This window comes from Lonsdalea britannica (assembly GCF_946477055.1).
Classification (GTDB): domain Bacteria; phylum Pseudomonadota; class Gammaproteobacteria; order Enterobacterales; family Enterobacteriaceae; genus Lonsdalea; species Lonsdalea britannica_A.
Genome location: NZ_CAMKXG010000357.1, coordinates 1 through 2853 on the forward strand (window position 1 = coordinate 1; position 2853 = coordinate 2853).

2 protein-coding genes are annotated in these 2853 nt (G+C 56.7%); both read left to right on the top strand.

Going from position 1 to position 2853, the window contains the following annotated elements:
* Positions 1-41 precede the first annotated feature (41 nt).
* On the top strand, positions 42-926 hold the full coding sequence (gene yieE, locus Q7O77_RS16595) for a DNA-binding transcriptional regulator YeiE (protein ID WP_304169823.1): 885 nt from the start codon (positions 42-44) through the stop codon (positions 924-926).
* Positions 927-1109: 183 nt separating this feature from the next.
* Complete coding sequence (locus Q7O77_RS16600; protein ID WP_304169825.1) at positions 1110-2582, top strand: amino acid permease; 1473 nt, start codon at positions 1110-1112, stop codon at positions 2580-2582.
* Positions 2583-2853 lie beyond the last annotated feature (271 nt).

Genomic DNA, 2853 nt, shown 5'->3' on the forward strand with positions numbered 1-2853 from the left:
ATATATTTATAACCTATGAGTATTAACGATAAGAGCTCACTATGCACATCACCCTACGTCAGCTGGAAGTGTTTACCGAAGTACTGAAAACGGGGTCGACGACGCAGGCTTCCGTCGCGCTGGCGCTCTCTCAGTCCGCCGTTAGCGCGGCGTTGTCCGACCTGGAAGGCCATCTGGGCGTACAGCTTTTCGACCGCGTCGGCAAGCGGCTGGTGGTCAATGAGCACGGACGTTTACTGTTTCCCAAGGCACTAGCGTTGCTGGAACAGTCTTCGGAGATCGAACAGCTGTTTCGTCGTGACGTCGGCGCTTTGCGCATCTACGCCAGCAGTACCATCGGCAATTATTTAATGCCCGCAATTATCGCGCGCTATCGCCACGATTCCCCCGATACGCCGCTGGAGTTGCAGGTCGGCAACACACAGGACGTGGTCAATGCGGTGTCGCAGTTCAGCGTCGACCTCGGATTGATCGAAGGGCCCTGTCATCATCCGGATCTGATAACGCAGGCCTGGGTAGAGGATGAACTGGTCGTGTTCTGTGCCGCAGACAGCGCGTTGGCCGGGCAGGGGCCGGTGACCTTAGAGGCGCTGGCGAATGCGCCGTGGATCCTGCGCGAGCAGGGATCGGGAACGCGTGAAGTGCTGGACCATCTGCTGCTGGACAGGTTGCCGCATTTCCAGCTGATGATGGAGCTGGGGAACTCAGAGGCCATTAAGCACGCGGTGCGTTACGGCATGGGGATCAGCTGCCTGTCGCGTCATGTGATTGCCGATCAGCTGGCGTCCGGCGCGCTGGTGGAGCTACAGGTGCCGTTGCCGCACCTTAATCGCACGCTTTATCTGGTACACCATCGTCAAAAGCATCTGTCGAATGTGCTGTGCCGTTTTCTGGAGTATTGCCGCCAGCCGGTCTGCGAAGCCTAAATCGTCATTATCCCCCTCTGAAATCACTGGGCGGCTAATGATTCCCTGCGCGCGGCATGGATGGCTGCTCCTAATAATCGGGAGTGGGTTATTAACCTCTCTTATGATTGGCGATTCCAGCTACCCAGCCGGGGGGTATTTGTTACAATCCGCCCTCAATTTTATCGGCCAAGCGGAATCAAGATGGCTCAACACGATACTCAGACCCCATCGCAAGGGGGCAGAACGCTACGCCGTGAACTCAAAGCACGGCATTTGACGATGATCGCCATTGGCGGCTCGATCGGCACAGGACTCTTTGTGGCCTCCGGGGCCTCCGTCGCGCAGGCCGGACCGGGCGGTGCGCTGCTGTCTTATGTGCTCATTGGTTTGATGGTCTACTTCCTGATGACCAGCCTCGGTGAGCTGGCGGCCTTTATGCCGGTCTCCGGTTCTTTCTCAACCTATGGCGCAAACTATGTGGATGAAGGATTCGGCTTCGCGCTGGGGTGGAACTACTGGTACAACTGGGCGGTGACCATTGCTGTCGAACTCGTCGCAGCACAGCTGGTGATGGGATACTGGTATCCGGATTTCCCAGGCTGGATTTGGAGCGCCCTCTTCCTGACCGTGATCTTCCTGCTGAACTACATCTCCGTAAAAGGTTTTGGCGAAGCGGAATACTGGTTCGCTATCATCAAAGTCATTACCGTACTGGTGTTTATCGCTGTGGGTATGCTGATGATCACCGGGATCCTGAAAGGCGGCGAAAACGCGGGCCTGCATAACTGGCAAATTGCCGATGCGCCGTTTGCTGGCGGATTTTCGGCGATGATCGGTGTTGCGATGATCGCGGGTTTTTCCTTCCAGGGAACGGAGCTGATTGGGATTGCCGCCGGTGAGTCCAAAGATCCCGAGAAAAACATTCCTCGCGCCATCCGTCAGGTGTTCTGGCGTATCCTGCTGTTCTATGTGTTCGCGATCCTGATTATCAGCCTGATTATCCCTTACACCGATCCGAACCTGCTGCGCACCGATGTCAAAGACATCAGCGTCAGCCCGTTCACGCTGGTCTTCCAGAACGCTGGTCTGCTGTCTGCGGCGGCAATAATGAACGCCGTAATACTGACGGCGGTGCTGTCGGCGGGGAACTCCGGCATGTACGCCTCGACCCGTATGCTGTTCACGCTGGCGAGAGAAGGGAAAGCACCGGCGATTTTCGGCCGACTGTCCCGTGGCGGTGTGCCGCGTAACGCGCTGTATGCGACGACCGTCGTGGCCGCGCTGTGCTTCCTGACCTCCATGTTCGGCAACCAGACGGTGTACCTGTGGCTGCTGAATACCTCGGGGATGACCGGGTTTATTGCGTGGCTTGGCATCGCCATCAGCCACTATCGGTTCCGCCGTGGTTACGTTAAGCAGGGCGGGGATTTGGCAGCGTTGCCGTACCTGTCCAGTTTCTTTCCAATGGGACCGATCTTCGCGTTTGTGCTGTGTCTGATTATCACGTTGGGTCAGAACTATCAGGCATTTCTGGCGGACCAGATTGACTGGTACGGCGTGGCGGCGACCTACATTGGTATTCCGCTGTTCCTGACGATTTGGTTCTCGTACAAGCTGGTGAAACGTACGCGCTTTGTGAAATACGCCGATATGGTGTTTCCGCAGGGCAAATAATCCCGCTTGGATAAGCCAATGAAAAGGCCGGTCGCACGCTTCGTGTTGACCGGCTTTTTTATGGATGGAGGCGAGGGGATAGATGCCACTAACGCCGGACGTGATCGACCACCCGTTAGTGACGACCTATCAACACGGAAGGTATGCCTGAGTAGCAGCGTGGAAATATCAGAGGGGGAAGACTCTCCAGCCCGCGTAGGAGCCGGAGAGGGAACAACGTTAGCCTTAAACCGCAGGGTGACTGACGGGACGGGTACGGCGGTAGTAAGCG

What these genes read in the sequence shown, in the direction of transcription:
- yieE (WP_304169823.1), top strand. Translation starts at nt 42, where the DNA reads ATGCACATCACCCTACGTCAGCTGGAAGTGTTTACCGAAGTACTGAAA.
- Q7O77_RS16600 (WP_304169825.1), top strand. Translation starts at nt 1,110, where the DNA reads ATGGCTCAACACGATACTCAGACCCCATCGCAAGGGGGCAGAACGCTA.